Raw genomic sequence first — 17,175 nt, 5'->3', positions numbered from 1 at the left:
CGGGCCGGTCGACAAGGCGTCGACCGGCCCGCTCTGGGGTGCTCGCTTCAGGCGTTCGGGTAGCCCTGCTGCTGCGGCTGGCCGTACTGGCCCTGGGGCTGGCCGTACGGCTGCTGCGGCGCCGGGTGGCCGGGCTGCTGCGGGGGCTGGCCGTACTGGCCCTGCGGGGCCTGGCCGTAAGGCGCCTGCGGGGTCTGGCCGTAGGGGGCGGGCTGGCCCTGCGGGGCCGGCCAACCCTGGGCCGGCTGGCCGGGGGCGGACGGGGGGAGCTGACCGGACTGGGGGGCGCCGGCGAACTGGTGCGCCGCGGCCTGCTCGCGGGCCTCCTTGCGCGCCTTCACCGCGCGCACGATCAGCAGGATCGGCAGGATGAAGACGTAGATGAAGATCCGGTACGAGCCGCCCTCGAAGAGGAACATCAGGTAGAAGCCGTAGGCGAAGAAGGCCAGGCCCACGACGACGTTGAGGATCCGGGCACCGGTGCCCTGCTCCTTGATGGCGATGCCGATGGCGACCATCGCGATGCCGCCGAGCAGCAGCAGGAGGTCGTAGATGAGGAAGAACATGCGATTCCTGTCGATCGGTGAAGGTGCCGGCCCACGATAAGGGAGCCCTCAGCGGTCCCGCTGCCCCGTTGCCTGTGGCAACCAACACCTCACTTGAGCTGCCCCGCGGTGAGGCCCGCCTGGATCTGCCGCTGGAAGGCCACGTAGACCACCAGCACCGGCAGCACCGCGATGGTGAGGCCGGCGAAGAGCTGCGCGTAGTCGCCGGCGTAGCCCTGGTTGACGGCCAGCGCGTTGAGCCCCTGGGCGAGCATCCACTTCGACTCGTCGCCCTGCATGAGCACCTGCGGCAGCAGGAACTGGTTCCAGTGGCTGAGGAGGTTGAAGATCCCGACGCTGATCAGTCCCGGACGCGCCATCGGCAGCATCACCCGGAAGAACAGCCGGAAGTGGCCGCAGCCGTCGATCAGCGCCGCCTCGGCGATCGTGGTCGGCAGGGTGCGGAAGAAGGCGGTCAGGAAGAACACCGTGAACGGCAGCGAGTAGGCGGTGTAGACCAGGATCAGGCCGGTCCAGGTGCCGAAGAGGCCGGCGTTGCGGACCACGAAGAAGAGCGGCACCAGGGCGAGGAAGACCGGGAACATCATCCCGCCGACGAACAGGTAGTAGACCACCTGCCGGCCGCGGAAGTCGTAGCGGGCGAAGACGTACGCGGCGGCGGCGCCGAGGAGCATGGTGAGGGTCAGCGAGCCGGCCACCACCACGGCGCTGTTGAGGAAGTAGCGCCCGATGTGTGCCTTGGTCCAGGCCCGCGTCCAGTTGTCCAGGTGCAGCGCCTCGGGCAGCCCCCACGGGTCCGCGAGGATCTCGCCGTTGCTCTTCAGCGAGCTGAGCACCATCCAGGCCAGCGGCAGCACGGTCATGGCCGCCCAGAGGAGCAGGAAGCTGTGCGAGAAGACGTTCGCCACGCCCAGTTCGCGGCGCGGCGGCCGGCCGGTCGTCGGCTCGGCGAGCTCCGCCGGGGCCCGCCGGGTGCCGGAGTCCACACTGGTCATGAGTACTCGATCCGATCGCGCCGGGCGGCCCGCAGCGCCAGCACCGCCACCGAGAGGGTCAGGAAGAACATCACCACGCCGATCGCCGAGGCGTATCCGAACTTGGTCTCGCTGCCGAACGCCGTGTCGTACATCCGGTTGCCGATCACGTCGGAGGAGAAGTTCGGGCCGCCGTTGGTCATGAGCTGGACCAGGATGAACCCGTCCAGGGCGGCGATGGCCAGGTAGATCCAGGCCACCTGGATGGTGTCCCACAGCAGCGGGATGGTGATCTTCCGCAGCATCACGGCCCGGGACGCCCCGTCGAGCATCACGGCCTCGTAGATGTCGCGCGGGATGGCCTGCATGGCGGCGCCGAAGAGCACCACGTAGAAGCCGACGTTGCTCCACACCATCACGGCCAGCACGCACCAGAAGGCGAACCGGGGGTCGCCCAACCACGCCGGGGTGGGCAGGCCGAGCGCGTGCAGGGCGCCGTTGAGCAGGCCGCTGCGCGGGTTGTAGATCTCCTTCCACAGCAGCGCGATGATCACCACCGAGAGCACCTGCGGGAAGAAGTAGACCAGCCGGTAGACCGCCGTGCCCCGGACACCGGTCACGCCGGCCTGGCCCTTGCGGCCGCCCATGGTCAGCATGGTGGCGAAGAACAGGCCGAGCGCGATCGTCAGCACCGGCACCACGAGCAGCAGGACCGCGTTGTTCTCCAACGCGTTCCAGACGTAACCGTCGTGCAGCAGGGTGCGGAAGTTCGCCATGCCCACCGGGTCGGCCTGCGCGGAGTAGCCCAGCCAGTTGGTGGTCGAGATCTGAAAGGCCTGAAGGTACGGCGAGAGCACGAAGACGCCGTACAGCACCAGCGGCGGCAGCAGGAAGCTGACGATCAGCGGGTATCTGCCATGTCGCACCTGGCGACCCCTCCCTGGTTCGATCGGTGGGGGCGGGCGGACCCACCCCCACCGGGGCACGTCACGCGGCGCGCTTGTACTTCTTGATCGAGCTGTCCTGGGCGATCGAGTCGGCGCCCTTCTGGCACTGGTCGAGGAACTCGGCCGGCCCGATCCGGCCGCTGAAGAACTCGCCGCAGGCGGCGTCGACCAGGTTGCGCTCGAGCTTGCGGTAGTAGTTGTTGTAGACCCAGTTGAAGCCGTTGGACCCGGACGCCTCCAGCGACTTGACCACGGTGTTCAGCCCGAACGGCAGCTCGACGCCCTCGGTGGCGCCGGCGACCACGGTGAGGCTGGCGACCTTCTTGGTGAAGTCCTGGGCGCCCTTCTTGGAGAGCATGGTCCGGAAGTACTCCAGCCCACCGGCCACGTTCTTGGCCTTGGCCGGGACCATGAACGGCTCGCCGGCGGTGCCCCGGACCGCCTCGAACGGCAGCTTGTCGCCGCTGCCCAGGCTCGGGGTCGGCTGGACGGTCATGTTGAACCCGGCCGGGGTGACGTCCTTCTGCTCACTCTCCAGCCAGGAGCCGCAGGAGATGAACGCGGCCTTGCCCTGGCACCAGGCGGTCTGCGACTGCTTGTGGTCGAGGCCGGGCGAACCCTCCAGGATGTACTTGTCCTTGACGATCTGGTGCCACGCGTCCGCGGCGGACTTCATGGCGTCGGACTTCCAGGCGTTCGGCTCCAGGTTGTCGATGGCCAGCGCCACCGACGGGCCGCCGAGCTTGATCGCCGTGGAGATCAGCGGCCAGCTCATGTAGCGCGGGTGGATGCCGGCGTACGTCCAGGGGGCGATGCCGGCGGCCTTGATCTGCTTGCAGAGCGCGATGTGCTCGTCCCAGGTCTTGGCGTACTGCCAGCCCCGGTCGGCGAAGAGCTTGGTGGAGTGCCAGATGCCGTACACCGTGTAGGTGTAGTTCATCACGAGGAACTTGCCGTCGTACGAGCCGACCTCGACGGCACCCGGGAGCAGGGTGTCCTTGACCGTCTTGCCGGGGATGTCGAGGCTGGGCGCGGCGAGCAGGTCGCCGAGGTCGGCAAGGGCGTTCTGCGAGACCAGGCCGTTGAAGTCGATCTGCCCGGCGCCGGAGTTGTTCACCACGTCCGGCGGGGTGCCGTCGACGAAGCGCGGCTGGAGGGTCTTGCTGATCTCCTGGGTGGCCGAGTGGTTGATCTTGGCCTTCGGGTACTTCTCCTTGTACATGGCCTCGTGGGACTTGGCGTACTCCTCGCCGAAGCCGCCGTTGAAGATCACCACCTCGAGCGGGGCGTCCTCCTTGACACCGAGCGGGTTCTGCTCGCTCTTGGTGCCCTTGTAGGCGCCGGAGTCGCCCTTGTCGTCGTCGCCACCGGAGGTGGCGCAGCCGGCGAGCAGGCCGGCGGCGGGGGTGGCCAGCAGACCGGCGGCAGCGGTCCGCCGGAGGATCTCACGCCTGTTCATCGCATCTCCTCGGTCCGGGTAAACATCGAGGCTCGGGGGTGCCATCTGTCGCTTGTCTTCAGTTCAGTTGATGTTGCTGAAGAATTTCTACGGCAGCGGGCCCCGGACCACAAGACCTCAGGACCGAACCGTTATCCGTACCTGTCGGCGCCGGCTGGCATAGCCTGGGCCCATGCGCCGCCTGCGGCAGCTCGCCGAGCGCACGCCGGCCGCCCGGGAGCGCTACGTCGACCTGCTCCGGGCGCTCGCCATCACGATGGTCGTGCTCGGCCACTGGGGCGTGACCGTCATCGGGTACGACCGGGCCGGCCGACCCGCCGGCCACTCCGCCCTCGGCGACCTGCCCTGGGCCTGGCCGCTGACCTGGGTGGCTCAGGTGATTCCGGTGTTCTTCCTGGTCGGCGGCTATGCCAACGCGGCCTCGCTGGCCGCCCGCCGCGGGCGGGGAGGAACCCCCACCGGCTGGCTGGTCGATCGCAGCGCGCGGCTGGCCCGGCCCACCACCGCGCTGCTCGTGGTGCTGGCGGCCGGCGCCGCGGTGGCCACGCTGCGCGGCGCCGACCCCACCCAGGTCCGCACGGTGGTCTGGTTCGCCACCATCCCGCTCTGGTTCCTGGTGGCCTACCTCGTGGTGGTGCCGCTGACCCCACCCATGTACGCGCTGCACCGCCGTTTCGGGCTCGCCGTGCCGCTGGTGCTGGTCGCCCTGGTCGCGCTCGGCGACCTGGGCCGGCTGCTCGGCCCGGCCGGGCTGGCCACCGGCAACTACCTGTTCGGCTGGCTGGCCGTGCACCAGCTCGGCTTCGCCTGGTACGACGCCCGCACCGGGCCGCCCGAGAGCCGGCCGGCCGGCCCGGTCACGCCGGAGCCACGCGGTCTGCGCCGGCGCCGGCTGCCGCTCTCCCGCCGGGCCGGGGCGGCCCTGCTCGGCGGCGGGCTGGCCGCGCTGCTGCTGCTCACCGTCGTCGGGCCGTACCCGGTGGTGCTGCTCAACGTGCCCGGCGAGCGGCTGGACAACGCGGCCCCGCCGAGCCTGGCGTTGCTCGCCGCGGCCACCGCGCAGCTCGGCCTGATCCTGCTGCTGCGCGAGCCGGCGCAACGCTGGCTGCGGCGCTCCCGCCCGTGGCAGGCGGTGATCGCGGTGAACGCCGTGGTGCTCACGGTCTTCCTCTGGCACCTGACCGCGGCGGTGCTCCTGGTCGGGCTGCTGGACGCGCTCGGCGTGCTGCCCACTCCCCCGGTCGGCACGGCGGCCTGGTACGCCTGGCGGGTCCCGTGGCTGCTCGCCCTCGCCGTGGTGCTGGCCGCCCTGGTCGCCGTCTTCGGCCCGATCGAGGCCCGCACCCGCCGCCCGCCCGACACCCGTCCGGCCCGCGAGGGCGCCCGCCGGCTCCGCACCGCGCTGGCCGTCCTCGGGTACGTCGGACTCGTCGCCGGGCTGCTGCTGAACAGCCTCACCCGCAAGGCCGCACCCGAGCCGTTGGGGCTGCCCGCCCCGGCGCTGGTGGCGTACCTGGCCGGGGCGGGGGTGCTGCGGCTGCTCAGGTCTGGGTGGGGAAGCCGAGGTTGACCCCGCCGTGGCGCGGGTCGAGCCAGCGGCTGGTGACCACCTTGCCCCGGGTGAAGAAGGCGACCCCGTCGGCGCCGTGCGCGTGCAGGTCGCCGAAGAGGGACGCCTTCCAGCCGCCGAACGAGTAGTAGGCCATCGGCACCGGGATGGGCACGTTGACGCCGACCATGCCGACCTCCACCTCGTGCTGGTAGCGCCGGGCGGCCCCGCCGTCGTTGGTGAAGATCGCCGTGCCGTTGCCGTACGGGTTGGCGTTGACCAGCTCGACCGCCTCGTCGTACGAGCCGACCCGGACCACGCTGAGCACCGGGCCGAAGATCTCGTCGGTGTAGATCGACATCTCCGGGGTGACGTGGTCGAAGAGCGTCGGGCCGAGCCAGAACCCGTCGGCGTCCCCGTCCGGGGTCACCTCGCGCCCGTCCACCACCGGCACGGCGCCGGCCGCGATGCCGGACTCCACGTAGGAGCGGACCCGCTCGGCGTGCGCGGCGGTGACCAGCGGGCCCATGTCGCAGCCCCGCCGGCCGTCCCCGGTGCGCAGCCCGCCCATCCGCTCGGCGATCCGCGCGACCAGGGCGTCGGCCACCGGCTCCACCGCGACCAGCGCGGAGATCGCCATGCACCGCTCACCCGCCGAGCCGAAGCCGGCGTTGACCGCCGCGTCGGCTGCCAGGTCCAGGTCGGCGTCGGGGAGCACCACCATGTGGTTCTTCGCCCCGCCCAGCGCCTGCACGCGCTTGCCGGCCAGCGAGCCGCGCTGGTGCACGTACCGGGCCACCGGGGTGGAGCCGACGAACGACACCGCCTTGACGCCGGGGTGGTCGAGCAGCGCGTCGACCGCCTCCTTGTCGCCGTTGACCACGTTCAGCACGCCGTCCGGCAGCCCGGCCTCGGTGAACCACTCGGCCAGCAGCAGCGCCGCGCTCGGGTCCTTCTCGCTGGGCTTGAGCACCACGGCGTTGCCGCAGGCGACGGCGACCGGCACGAACCAGAGCGGCACCATCACCGGGAAGTTGAACGGGGAGATCACCGCCACCACGCCCAGCGGCTGCCGCAGGCTGTACGAGTCGACCTCGGTGGAGACGTTCTCGCTGAAGCCGCCACGCAGCGCCGAGGGGATGCCGCAGGCGTACTCGATCACCTCCAGGCCACGCTGCACCTCGCCGGCGGCGTCCGCGAGCACCTTGCCGTGCTCGGCGGTGATCACCTCGGCGAGCCGGTCGCGCCGGGCGTTGACCAGCTCGCGGAAGGCGAACATGACCGCCGTCCGCTTGGCCAGCGAGGCGTCCCGCCAGGACCGGGCGGCCCGCTCGGCGGCCTCGACCGCGCCCGCCACGTCGGCGGCGGAGGCCAGCGCCACCCGCCCGGTACGCCGCCCGGTGGCCGGGTCGAAGACGTCCCCGCGCCGCTCGGAGTCCCCGCTGACCCGCTTCCCGTCGACGAAGTGCCCGATCGTGGTCATGCGGTCACCTCCTCGGCGACGGACGAGCGGATGGCCTCGACCAGGATGGCCAGCCCCTCGCGGGCCTCGTCCTCGGTCAGGGTCAGCGGCGGCCCCATCCGCACCACGTTGCCGAGCAGGCCGCCCTTGCCGACCAGCAGGCCGCCCTCCCGGCAGGCCTCGAAGACCCGGGTGGTGAGCGAGGGGTCCGGTTCGGTGGTGCCGGGCCGGACGAACTCGACGCCGAGCATGAGGCCCTTGCCGCGGACCTCGGCGACGCAGTCGAGGTCCGCGGTGGCGGCCCGCAGGCCGTCGCCGAGGATCGCGCCCACCCGCGCCGCGTTCGCCTGGAGGTCGTGGTCGAGCAGGTAGTCGAGAACCGCGTTGCCGGCCGCCGTGGAGACCGGGTTGCCGCCGAAGGTGGAGAAGCTGATCGCCGGCACCGACTCCAGGACGTCGGCCCGGCCGACCACGCCGGCCAGGGCGAAGCCGTTGCCGATGCCCTTGGCGAAGGTGAGCAGGTCCGGGGTGATCCCGTGCGCCTGGTAGCCCCAGAAGTGCTCGCCCGTGCGGCCCCAGCCGGTCTGCACCTCGTCGGAGACGAGCAGGATGCCGTGCTCGTCGAGCACCTTCTTCCAGGCGGCGAAGAGCCCGTCCGGGCCGTGCACGAAGCCGCCGACGCCCTGGATCGGCTCGGCGATCAGGCAGGCCACGTCGCCGGCGGTCTGGGTGGCGAGCACCTCGCGCAGGTCCTCCACGGCGGCGTCGATCCGGTCGCCCTCGTCGAGCCGGGCCAGCAGCCCGCGCAGCCGCTCGCCGGAGTGCAGCCACGCCACCTGGAGCGGGTTGAGCGCGCTGGCCGACCAGCCCCGGTTGCCGGTGACGCCCATGGCCGCGTACGACCGGCCGTGGTAGCTGTTGCGCACCGCGAGGATCTGGTGCGAGCGGCGGTAGTTGGTGGCGACCAGCAGGGCCGCCTCGTTGGCCTCGGTGCCGGAGTTGGTGAAGAAGACCCGGGCGTCCGGGATGCCGGAGACCCGGGTGATCTTCTCGGCCAGCTCGACCTGCTGCCGGATCAGGTAGAGCGTCGAGCTGTGCACGATGCCGGTGCGCAGCTGCCGTTCGACCGCCTCGCGGATCTCCGGGATGTCGTAGCCGATCATGTTGGTCAGCACGCCGCCGAAGAAGTCCAGGTAGCTGCGTCCGGCCGCGTCGGTCACCCGGCGGCCGGAGCCGGCGACCAGTTCCAGCGGTTCGGCGTAGTAGAGCGGCATCCAGGACGGGAGCACGGCCCGGTGCCGGGCCAGCAGGTCGTCGGAGGTCATCGGCGCACCCTTCAGCGGCGGTTGGTCCCCCGCACGCTCTCACCACCGGGTGGCAGGGACAACTGTCACTGTGTAGCGCAGGGGGCCCGTCCGCCTGACACCACGTCAACCATCTCGTTGCGGTTTCCGGAGCAGAACCCGGCCACCGCCCACCCTTCCGCTGCCCGGACGGCTCATCGGCCACTCGATCCGCAGCAGCGGGCCGCGGCGGGGCAGGTGCAGGGCAGCGGCGACCAGCGCGAAGGCGGCCCAGCCGGCGGCCAGGGCGAGGGCCGGCGAGGTGTCCTCCAGGTAGTGGTGGCCGGCGAGGAAGCCGATCAGGGCCAGGCTGTTGCGGGCGAAGTGCCGGCTGAACTCGGCGAGCTGGCGGCGGGCCTCGACGGCGACCAGCACCCCGGAGTACGGGAAGGTGACCACCATGCCGCGCAGCAGCCCGCCGAGCAGCCCGGAGAGCAGCGCGCCGACGAAGATGACCACCAGCTTGACCGGCGCGGCGAGGCCGTCCCGCCGGGCGTCCGCCGGCCCCGGTGGCGGCGCGGCGGCGGGCCGGCGGCGCAACAGCACCATGGCCAGCGCCCAGAGCGCCACGGTGCCGGCCAGCGCCGCCTCGAACGGCACCGGCACCGCCAGCACCCCGGCGCTGAGCGCCACGTAGACCGCGATGCCGGCCAGGTCGGCCAGGAGGATCGGCCAGCGCAGCCGGCGGTGGGTGACCGCCACCGTGAGGAAGAAGAGGTTCAGGCCGACCACGCCGAGCAGCTGCGCCCCCTCCACCGGGTGGCCGGTGGTGACCAGGGCGAGGGTCATCGGCAGCGGCAGGCTGTAGACGAACGCGCGCAGCCGGACCGAGCGGAGCACGCTGACCGCCCAGACCACGGCCGTCACCAGCAGCACGGCGCTCCAGGTCACGGCGGTCAGCCCGCGAAGGTGGCGACGTCGGCGCAGCTCCGGAAGACGCGGGTGAGCCGCTCCACGTCGGCCGGGTGGACGGAGAACTCGTTCTCGCTGATCTCGCCGTGGGCGGTCATCCTCCCCTCCCAGCAGCTCGACCCGTCCCACACCGCCAGGTTGACGTGCAGGTGCGGGCTGACCGCGCCGATCGGCAGCAGACCCACCCGCACGCCGGCCCGCCGTTGCGCCTCCACCAGCTCGGACAGTTCGGGGCTGAGGGTGGCGTAGACGAAGACGCGGGTGATCCGTACGCCCCGGGCCAGGGCGGCCACGTTCGCCTCCCAGTAGCGCCGGCCGACGTCACCGCGCCACCAGCTCAGCTCGCCGCTCACCCGGGGCATCACGTTTGTCAGCCCGAACATCTCCCGCGCGCAGTCCCGGGTGGCCCCGACGAGGTCCTCGCCGTCGTCGCCGGGGCGGATGATCCGGCCGGCCGCGAGCTGCTCCGCCTGCCGGCGGAACTCCTCGAAGCGCCGCTGCGCCTCGGCCGCGACCCGGGTGCCGGCGTGCCGCTCGGCCGCCTCGCGCAGCGCGCCGGCGACCTGCGGGGTGGCGCGGACCAGCCAGGGCGGCCCGTCCAGCAGCGTCCGGAGGTGGAACCGGCGCTCGGCCCGGGCCAGCGAGTCGAGCACCAGCGAGATGGTGATGCCCATCAGCCCGGCCAGCAGCGACTCGACGCCGGTGGCCGCGTTGGTCAGGTCGAGCGTCACGGACAGCAGGATGGAGAGGCTGATGCCGACCAGGGCCACCGGGTCGGTGTGGGCGACCAGCCGCACCAGGTTCTCCGCCGGGCCGGTCCGGCCCCGCGTGCGTCGCCGCATCGCCTCACCCGCCATCGGCCACCCCCGACCACTCGTGCGCTCAGCGTAGCCACGATCCACAACGGTCGGTCGGCGCCCGCCCACCGCCGGTAGCATCCGCCGGGTGCGGACGACGGAGGTGGCGCTGCCGGCCGGCGCGGTGGGGACGACCCGGGCGGAACTCACGGCGGGGGTACGGGCGTGGGTGGACTCGCCGCCCATGCGGGCCCTGGTCGGGCACTTCGGCGGCGACTGGCCGGCCGGCGGCCTGAGCGCGGTGCTGGCCGGGCTGGACGACTTCTCCGCCCGGCACTGGGACTTCCGCGGCGGGCGGGAACGCCCCGAGGCGCGGGAGCCGGCGTTCGACCCGGCCACGGTCGGGCTGGTGCTCGACGCGGCGACGGCGCTGGGCCTGGTCCGGGCCGTCCCGCCGACCCTGCCCCGCTACGCGCACCTGCTGGTCCTGGGCGGCCTGGCGCACGCCTGCCTGCGGCGCACCGCGTACGCCGCGCACCTGGCCCGGACGGTCGCCGGGGTCGACGGCGAGGTGGCGGTGCTGGGCAGCTTCCGGGCCCTCTCCCCGGTCGAGTCGCGGATGCTCGCCGACCTCGGGGTGCGCGGCTGCGCCACCGAGGTCGACGCCCTGGACGCCGGGGTGCGCGTGGCGTTCGGGGTTGACGCGCCGAGCGAGGAGATCGGCGAGAGCGCGGACCACCCGCACCGGGCCTGGTCGTCGCGCACCTACCGGCCCGCCGGGCTGCCTCCGGTCCGGGTGCTCGCCGCCCCGTCCGGCGAGCCGGACCGCCGCCGGGCGCACACCGCCGACACGCAGCGGTTCTGGGCCGGGCACGTCCGGCTGCGGGAGGGGGATCCGGTGCTCATGGTGACCGCCCCCATCTACGTGCCGTTCCAGCACTGCGACGCGCTGCGCACGCTCGCCGTGCCGTTCGGCTGCGGGATCGACACGGTCGGGGTGGACCCGGCGCTGGCCACGCCGGTCCGGGTGCCGGAGCCCACCCTCACGGCGGGGCGCTACCTCCAGGAGGTCCGCTCGGCGGTCCGCTCGATGCGCGCCCTGCACGGGGTGCTGGCGGCCGGCTGACCGGCGCGCGGCGGGGCCGGCGCCCGGCGAATCGCCGCGCACCGGCCCGTGGACGGTGGGTCAGTTGACGTAGACCGCCGGGCTGCCGGTCTTGCTGGTGTCCAGCACCGGCGCGTAACGCGCGGAGAAGTAGGCGGTGGTGAAGCAGGTGCTGGGCCCGGAGGACTTCGTCAGCACCTGGTTGGTGAAGGTGATCGAGTTGGTGCTGTTGACGGCGGCGCCGGTGAGGCTGGTCGTCCGGTAGACGCAGGTGGTCGGGCCGAGCAGGGTGTTCAGCACCACGGTGCTCTGGATCGAGCCGGAGATGGTGACCACGCCGGCGCTGGTCACCGAGGTGGCGTACGGCAGGTTGTTCACCGTGACGCTCTGCACGCCGATGGTGCCGAACACGTTGCTGGTGCAGCTGGTGAAGGTCTGCGCGGTGAGGCTCTCGGTGGCCGTGCCGGGGGCGGCGGGATTGGTCAGGACCTTGGCGCTGAAGGTGGACGCGGCGCACTTCACGCCGGTGGTGCCGGTGGTGGACGAGTAGAAGGTGGCGCTGGTGCCGCTGGCCAGGCTGGCCTTGACGACGTCGCCGACGGTGACGGCGCTACCGCCGACGCTGCCGTAGGTCAGCACCGGGGAGGCGAGCGAGGACGACGGGGAGGCCGCCGCAGGCGCGGCGCCGATCAGGCCGGCGAGCAGTGCCGTGGCGGCGAGGGCCGCGCCGATTCGTCCGTACCTGGGCATGGTTTCTTCCTTCCGTGTGGGGACGGGGATGTGGACCGCGCGCCGCATGGGGTCGGGGGCGCGATCACCGTCCGGACCTGCGGGCCGGACGGTGGGCACCATCCACGAGGGACGGTGGCGGACGTCCCGACGCGAGCCGTCGAGGACCGGGCCGGGCGGTGGCGGGAGCTGCCGCGACGTCAGCGGGCGGGCCGGCGTGGCGCACTGCGGCGAAGCCGCGTCACCTGCGCCTTTCCGGTCTTGGGAGGGCACTCGTGCTCGGCGATAATGGCAGCCATCGAGCCCTCCTTCGACGAGCCAGGGGTGACCATCCGGGGAGATCACCAACGGTGACGGGGCGTCAACTCAGCGTGCAGACAGTTGTAAACCCCGGAGGGTCGTAAAGTCAATGCATCCAGGGAGGTCGATAAGTTGACCACACAGCGCCGCCCGCAACCGGCGCCGGTCCCATTGCCCGGCGCGCGCCCCGGCCGCGACCCGGACCGCGCCATCAAGCGTGGTCCGCGCCGGGTCTCCGCCGAGGTGGTGGCGGCGACGCAGCGCGACCGCCTCTTCGACGGCCTGGTGCAGGAGGTGGCCACGAGGGGCTACGACAACGCCCGGGTCAGCGACATCTGTCACGCCGCCGGCGTGACCCGGCCGGCCTTCTACGCCCTGTTCACCGGCAAGGAGGACGCGTTCCTGGCCGCCTACCGGCACGGCATCGCCGTGGTGTCACAGCTGATGGAGAGCGCCTACCGGGACGCGGGCCCGGCCTGGCCGGACGCCGCCCGCGCCGCGCTGCGCACCCTGCTGGAGGTGCTCGCCAGCGTGCCGGCGTTCGCCCGGATGGCGCTGGTCGAGGTGGACGCCGCCGGCCCGGACGCGCGCCGGGAACGGGACGCGCTGCTGGGCAGCTTCCGCCGGTTCTTCGCCGACGCCGGCCCCGGGCCGGTCGCCGAAGGCGTGGACCGGGAGACGCTGGTGTCCACGGTGGTCGGCGGCATCCACGCGACCATCCGCGGCCGGGTCTCGCAGGGCCGGGCGGAGGAACTGCCGCTGCTGCTTCCGGTGCTCACCTATGCGGCCACGGCCCCCTTCCTGGGCACCGACGGCGCGACCCGGGCGACCCGGCCGGTGCGCCCGGACGACGGCCCCAGCACGGCCGCGCCCTGCGCGCCGACCACCCACCCCTGAGCTGCGCCGCGGTCGAAAACCGCAGCGGTTTTTCACTTTGGCCGCATTTGGCAAATGCCGCCGAACTGGCTGCTACACGCTGTTGACCCGACCTTTACCCAGCGGTAACTTCGGCCTGCACCCCCAGCGCGGGAAACGTCGCGAAGCCAATTCAGATCCATTCCGCATCGTCGCCGATGAATTGATCTCGAAAAGGAGCCGCCATGTCGGAGCAGATCGCACCGCACGAGTCCGAGCCGCCGCGCAGCGGCGTGCGCTGGCGCCGGTTCGCCGTCACGCTGGGCACCGTCGCGGTGGGCGCGGCCGGCATGGTGGTGCTGACCGCACAGGGCGTGCTCGGCGCCCAGTTCGCCATCTCGGGCATGCCGTTCACCGTCACCGCCGACAAGCTCACCGGCACCGGGTTCGAGCAGTTCGCCACGATCGACCAGATGATTCCGGACAGCCCCAACCAGGGTGACACCGGCGGGCAGGTCGTGGTGATCGTCTCGGCGATCGACAAGGCCGAACTGACAAACCTCTGCCAGAGCATCAGCCTGGGCGGGATCAACCTGCGGATCACCGCCGGCGACGAGGGCGAGCCGGTAACCGCCCGGACCCTGGTCGTCGACGGCGACGAGGTCGCCGGCAACGCCTCGTTCAAGAACATCAACGTCGGCCAGGACGCCAGCACCGTCGACCAGGTGCCCGGCGTACGCGGAAACCCGGGCGTCTTCGCCCAGCAGGCCGACACGGTGACCATCACGAACCTGCGGCAGAACAACTACGCCACGACGGCCGCCGTCTTCACCCTGCCCAACCTGCACATGGCGTTCAGCTCCGACGGGTGCTGAGATGACCACCGCGAGACACGAGGCTGCGCCTGCCGCCCGCCGGTCCGGCGGGCGCTGGCGCCGCTGGCGGCGGGGCCGCCCCTTCACCGCCGGGGTGCTGGTCGCGCTCGGCGGCGCGGAGATGCTGGTGACCCTGCGTGCGCCGCTCGGCGTGCTGCTGCACATCGGGCCGCAGGGGCTGGCCGCCTACCTGGTGCCGATCATCCTGGTGATCTGCGGGGCGCTGCTGATCGCCACGCCGCAGCAGCGGGTCTTCTACGCGCTGGTCTCCCTGGTGCTCGGGCTGGTCTCCTGGCTGACGTCGAACCTGGGCGGCTTCCTGGTGGGGATGCTGCTGGCCCTGGTGGGCGGCGCGCTCGCCTTCGCCTGGACCCCGGACCGGCAACGCCGGCCGGCCGCCGCGGAGGCGCCCGGACCGCCGGCGCCCCGGGAGCCGGCGGACGACGCCGACACCGCGCCGCTGCCCGGCGCCGAGACGCCGGACCCGGCCGCGGCCGACCGGGGTTGAGTCAGCGGGCGGTGTCGGCGACCGCCTGCGCGAAGACCTCCGAACGGTGCTCGAAGTTGCGGAACCGGCCGTAGCTGGGCGCGGCCGGCGAGAGCAGCACCACCCCGCCGGCCGGGGTGAGCTTGCGGGCCAGCCCCACGGCGGCCACCAGGTCGTCGGCGAGTTCGGTGCGCACCGCCGGCAGCCCCGCCAGCGCCTCCACGATCCGGGGGCCGCTGTCCGGGATGCCGATCACGGTGATCTCCCGCTCGGCCAGGTGGTCGCGGAGCGGGGTGTAGTCCAGCCCCCGATCCGTGCCGCCGACGATCACGGTCAACGGCCGCCCCTCGTACGCGTCGATCGCGTGCATGGCCGCGTACGGGCTGGTGGCCAGGGTGTCGTCGACGAAGGTGAGCCCGGACGGGTCGGCGATCTCGGTGAGCCGGTGGGCGAGGCCCTGGAACCCGGCCACCGCGATGGCGAGGCTGTCCTTGCGCGCCACCACGTCGACGCCGAGCGCGTCGAGCACGGCGACGGCGACGCAGAGGTTGCCCTCGTTGTGCCGCCCGACCAGGGGCAGCACGGCGCGCGGGAAGAGCGGGGTGTCCCGCAGGTGGAACCAGGGGGTGCCGTCCGGGCCGGTGGCCACGTGGGTGGTGTCCGGCGAGCCGGCCCGGACCGCCGCCCGGTCCCCCAGTTCGAGCGCCAGCCGCGGGTCGGCGCCGTTGACCACCACGGTGTGCGGGCCGTGCGCCAGCAGGTTGAGCTTGTCCCGGTAGTACTCCCGCTCGCCGCCGTGCGCGTCGAGGTGCTCGGGGAACAGCGCCGTCACCACGGCCACCCGCGGCGAGTCGGTCAGGTCGGCGCACTGGTAGCTGGAGAGTTCCAGCACGTACAGCTCCGCCTCGGGCAGGTCGAGCAGCGGCACGCCGATGTTGCCGCCGAAGACGTTCGGCCGGTCCATGGCGGTGAGCAGGTGGCTGATCAGGCTGGAGGTGGTGCTCTTGCCCTTGCTGCCGGTCACCCCGACGGTCCGGTCCGCGTGGTCGGCCATCCACAGCGCGCTGCCCTGCGTGACCGGGACGGCCCGGCGGCGCAGCTCCACCATCCACGGGTGGGTGTTCGGCACCCCGGGGGACCGGACCACCACGTCGGCGGCGGCCAGCCGGGCGAAGCCGTCCTCCCCGGTCACCAGCGGCGCGGCCGCGGCGAGCGGACCCTCCCAGGGCAGGGTGAGGAAGTTCGCGCTGTCGTCGACGGCCACCAGGTCGGCCGGGCCGTGCGCGGCGATCGCGGTCACCGCTGCCCGGCCCTCCCGGCCGGCGCCCCAGACGGCGACATGACGTCCGCGCAGATCAGACAGGCGCACGGGCTCTCCTCGGGGGTCGGGTCGGCGGGTCGGCGGGTGCGGTCCGGCACAGCCGGACACGGCGGACGAACCAGGGCCTAGTATGGCGTGTGCCCAACGAGCAGCTGCGGCGGATGGACGCCTTCACCTTCCCGTCCTACTCGATCGACTTCGCCACCGGCGAGGTGTTGTTCGACTACGCCCTGACCGGCCCCGACGGCGAACAGCGGTTCACCGAGGTGGTCACCCTTCCCCTGCCGGCGGAGCCGGTGTCCGACGAGACCGCGGCCACCCTGGCCCGGGTCCTCGAACTGCTGCACGTGGTCGCCGGGGTCAGCTACTACAAGGCCGCCGCGCCGCCCCGGCTGGTGCTGCCGGCGCCGCTGGGCGCGGCCGCCGCCGACCTCGTGACCGCCGTCTACACCAAGGGCCTCGCCGAGTACGCGTACCGCAACCAGCTGCCGCACGTGCTGGAGCTGCGCCCGGAGGTGCCGGCCGGTTCGGTGGAGGCGGCCGCGCCGCTGGACAACTCCGACCGCCGGCCGCTGTCGGCCGTCGGCGGCGGCAAGGACTCCATCGTCACGCTGGAGGCGCTGCGCCGGGCCGGCTTCGACCCGGTGCCCTTCTCGGTCAACCCGAACCACGTCATCGTCTCGGTCAACGAGGCGTCCGACCTGGTGCCGCTCGCCGCCCGGCGGCGGATCGACCCGGTGCTGTTCGACCTCAACGCGGCCGGCGCGCGCAACGGGCACATCCCGGTCACCGCGGTCAACTCGCTGATCGCGGTCGCCACGGCCGTGCTGCACGGGCTCGGGCCGGTGGTGATGTCCAACGAGCGCTCGGCGTCCGACCCGAACCTGGTCTGGCAGGGCCACGAGATCAACCACCAGTGGTCCAAGGGTGTCGAGGCGGAGGGGCTGCTGCGGGCGGCGCTGGCCGAGCACGCCGGCCTCACCGAGCCGTACTTCTCGCTGCTGCGGTCGCTGTCCGAGCTGCACATCGCGCGGCTGTTCGCCGACACCGACCGCTACGACGCCGTGGTGACCAGCTGCAACGCGGCGTTCAAGCTGCGCGACGCGAGCGAGCGCTGGTGCCGCGACTGCCCGAAGTGCCGGTTCGTCTTCCTGGCCATGGCCCCGTTCATGCCGCGGGAGCGGATCACCGCGATCTTCGGCGGCGACCTGCTGGCCGACGAGTCCCAGATCCCCGGCTACCGGGAGCTGCTTGGGGTGGACGGGCACAAGCCGTTCGAGTGCGTCGGCGAGGTGGAGGAGTCGGTGGTCGCGCTGAGCCTGCTCGCCGAGCAGGAGCAGTGGCGCGACGCCCCGGTGATCCGCGCCCTCGTGGAAGCGGTCCCCGCCACAGCCTGGTCGGCGGCCGCCACCTCAGACGTCTTCACCCCCGGCGGCCCCACCTACATCCCCACCCCCTACGCCAAGGCCCTAACGGCCCTAACCTGACCCCCCG

At 72.7% G+C, this 17,175-nt stretch carries 16 protein-coding genes; 6 read left to right on the top strand and 10 right to left on the bottom strand.

The window, feature by feature from the left end; translation table 11 throughout:
* Positions 1–47: 47 nt before the first annotated feature.
* From NLX85_RS24180 to ngcE, 4 genes are all read right to left on the bottom strand, one after another.
* Positions 48–566, bottom strand: a complete 519-nt coding sequence (locus NLX85_RS24180) for a hypothetical protein (RefSeq protein WP_254338756.1) — start codon at positions 564–566, stop codon at positions 48–50.
* An 89-nt stretch (positions 567–655) separates the two neighbouring features.
* A complete protein-coding gene (locus tag NLX85_RS24175; protein WP_254338754.1) occupies positions 656–1,561 on the bottom strand; it encodes a carbohydrate ABC transporter permease in 906 nt (301 codons plus the stop codon).
* Positions 1,558–2,466 carry a carbohydrate ABC transporter permease gene (locus NLX85_RS24170; RefSeq protein WP_254338752.1) on the bottom strand — a complete coding sequence of 303 codons (909 nt, stop codon included), beginning with the start codon at positions 2,464–2,466 and terminating at the stop codon, positions 1,558–1,560. The genes NLX85_RS24175 and NLX85_RS24170 overlap by 4 nt, the downstream gene beginning before the upstream one ends.
* 61 nt (positions 2,467–2,527) lie before the next feature.
* The gene (gene ngcE / locus NLX85_RS24165; RefSeq protein WP_254338750.1) at positions 2,528–3,946 is read right to left on the bottom strand and encodes an N-acetylglucosamine/diacetylchitobiose ABC transporter substrate-binding protein; all 1,419 of its coding nucleotides are present in this window, start codon (positions 3,944–3,946) and stop codon (positions 2,528–2,530) included.
* A 172-nt stretch (positions 3,947–4,118) separates the two neighbouring features.
* Here ngcE and NLX85_RS24160 point away from each other — a divergent pair, with 172 nt between their 5' ends.
* Positions 4,119–5,516 (top strand): acyltransferase, encoded by a 1,398-nt coding sequence (locus tag NLX85_RS24160; RefSeq protein WP_254338748.1) that lies wholly within the window; start codon positions 4,119–4,121, stop codon positions 5,514–5,516.
* On the opposite strand, the gene NLX85_RS24155 is transcribed toward NLX85_RS24160, so the two are convergent.
* From NLX85_RS24155 to NLX85_RS24140, 4 genes are all read right to left on the bottom strand, one after another.
* Complete coding sequence (locus tag NLX85_RS24155; RefSeq protein WP_254338746.1) at positions 5,488–6,978, bottom strand: CoA-acylating methylmalonate-semialdehyde dehydrogenase; 1,491 nt, start codon at positions 6,976–6,978, stop codon at positions 5,488–5,490. The two genes, NLX85_RS24160 and NLX85_RS24155, sit on opposite strands and share 29 nt — an antisense overlap.
* Positions 6,975–8,282: an aspartate aminotransferase family protein gene (locus NLX85_RS24150; protein ID WP_254338743.1), complete on the bottom strand. Its 1,308-nt coding sequence runs from the start codon at positions 8,280–8,282 to the stop codon at positions 6,975–6,977. Before NLX85_RS24150 ends, NLX85_RS24155 begins: the two co-directional genes overlap by 4 nt.
* Before the next feature lie 105 nt (positions 8,283–8,387).
* Positions 8,388–9,191 (bottom strand): hypothetical protein, encoded by an 804-nt coding sequence (locus tag NLX85_RS24145; protein WP_254338742.1) that lies wholly within the window; start codon positions 9,189–9,191, stop codon positions 8,388–8,390.
* A 5-nt stretch (positions 9,192–9,196) separates the two neighbouring features.
* Positions 9,197–10,054 carry a hypothetical protein gene (locus NLX85_RS24140; RefSeq protein ID WP_254338740.1) on the bottom strand — a complete coding sequence of 286 codons (858 nt, stop codon included), beginning with the start codon at positions 10,052–10,054 and terminating at the stop codon, positions 9,197–9,199.
* Positions 10,055–10,157: 103 nt separating this feature from the next.
* Here NLX85_RS24140 and NLX85_RS24135 point away from each other — a divergent pair, with 103 nt between their 5' ends.
* Positions 10,158–11,135: a hypothetical protein gene (locus tag NLX85_RS24135; RefSeq protein ID WP_254338738.1), complete on the top strand. Its 978-nt coding sequence runs from the start codon at positions 10,158–10,160 to the stop codon at positions 11,133–11,135.
* Between the two features lie 60 nt (positions 11,136–11,195).
* Here NLX85_RS24135 and NLX85_RS24130 read toward each other — a convergent pair whose 3' ends face one another.
* A complete protein-coding gene (locus NLX85_RS24130; RefSeq protein WP_254338736.1) occupies positions 11,196–11,864 on the bottom strand; it encodes a Tat pathway signal sequence domain protein in 669 nt (222 codons plus the stop codon).
* A 411-nt stretch (positions 11,865–12,275) separates the two neighbouring features.
* On the opposite strand from NLX85_RS24130, the gene NLX85_RS24125 reads away from it, so the two are divergent.
* The 3 genes from NLX85_RS24125 (at position 12,276) to NLX85_RS24115 (ending at position 14,381) form a co-directional block, all read left to right on the top strand.
* Positions 12,276–13,040, top strand: a complete 765-nt coding sequence (locus tag NLX85_RS24125) for a TetR/AcrR family transcriptional regulator (protein WP_254338734.1) — start codon at positions 12,276–12,278, stop codon at positions 13,038–13,040.
* A gap of 203 nt (positions 13,041–13,243) precedes the next feature.
* Positions 13,244–13,873 carry a DUF6230 family protein gene (locus tag NLX85_RS24120; RefSeq protein WP_254338732.1) on the top strand — a complete coding sequence of 210 codons (630 nt, stop codon included), beginning with the start codon at positions 13,244–13,246 and terminating at the stop codon, positions 13,871–13,873.
* 1 nt (position 13,874) lies between these two features.
* Complete coding sequence (locus tag NLX85_RS24115; protein ID WP_254338730.1) at positions 13,875–14,381, top strand: DUF6114 domain-containing protein; 507 nt, start codon at positions 13,875–13,877, stop codon at positions 14,379–14,381.
* A 1-nt stretch (position 14,382) separates the two neighbouring features.
* On the opposite strand, the gene murD is transcribed toward NLX85_RS24115, so the two are convergent.
* On the bottom strand, positions 14,383–15,729 hold the full coding sequence (gene murD / locus NLX85_RS24110; protein ID WP_254338728.1) for a UDP-N-acetylmuramoyl-L-alanine--D-glutamate ligase: 1,347 nt from the start codon (positions 15,727–15,729) through the stop codon (positions 14,383–14,385).
* Between the two features lie 89 nt (positions 15,730–15,818).
* On the opposite strand from murD, the gene NLX85_RS24105 reads away from it, so the two are divergent.
* Complete coding sequence (locus NLX85_RS24105; protein WP_254338726.1) at positions 15,819–17,168, top strand: hypothetical protein; 1,350 nt, start codon at positions 15,819–15,821, stop codon at positions 17,166–17,168.
* Positions 17,169–17,175 lie beyond the last annotated feature (7 nt).

The sequence above is a fragment of the Micromonospora sp. A3M-1-15 genome, from assembly GCF_024213425.1.
Classification (GTDB): domain Bacteria; phylum Actinomycetota; class Actinomycetes; order Mycobacteriales; family Micromonosporaceae; genus Micromonospora; species Micromonospora chersina.
This window is presented reverse-complemented; position numbering and strand designations above follow the sequence as displayed.